Source organism: Bradyrhizobium sp. PRIMUS42 (assembly GCF_023006515.1).
In the GTDB taxonomy this organism is placed as follows: domain Bacteria; phylum Pseudomonadota; class Alphaproteobacteria; order Rhizobiales; family Xanthobacteraceae; genus Bradyrhizobium.
This window is the reverse complement of the sequence record NZ_JALBGZ010001515.1, coordinates 1-541: the sequence shown is the minus strand read 5'-3', so window position 1 is coordinate 541 and position 541 is coordinate 1. Positions and strand designations below refer to the sequence as shown.

The 541-nt window shown below is 68.8% G+C and carries 1 pseudogene; it reads right to left on the bottom strand.

The features are described from left to right. Positions 1–189: 189 nt before the first annotated feature. A pseudogene (locus MOV75_RS41385) lies at positions 190–541 on the bottom strand (methyltransferase type 11); the annotation flags it as partial.

Sequence of the window (541 nt, the reverse complement as noted above, 5' to 3'; positions counted from 1 at the left end):
CATGGTCCGCGCCCCGAGCGCGAGGCAGCTCCAGCCGCCTCGAGCGACGAAGTCGCGCCCGGCGAGTAAGCTTCTTCTGGTCTTCCGATCTGAAATCGTCCCGGCCTCGCCGGGACGATTTTTTTGTGCGTCGGCCGAAGCGGTGAGCGCTCCGGGCACGGCTCACCCCTCCCCGGAGGAGAGGTGCAGCTAGCTCCGCGTCACCGTCGAGGACGGCACCAGCACCGGCTTGGCGAGCGAGGGAATGAGCCGCGCCCGTTCGCGCTTGGCGGGGATCGCGCGGTAGACTTGCTTGGTGGCCTCCACGATGTGCACACCGGCAAAGGGCAGCGACAGCGCCGCGCCGGCGCGCTCCCACATTTGCGCCGATTTCAGCACCCAACCGCCGGCATAGGGCGGCATGAACAGCGCTTCGCCCCAGGCAGTCGGCGTGAACCAGGTTTGGCGCAACAGATCGGTGATCTGCGAGCGCGAATAGGGCCGGCCGTGACCGAACGGCGTGCTGTCGGTGCGGGTCCACACCCCGCGCCGGTTCGGGATC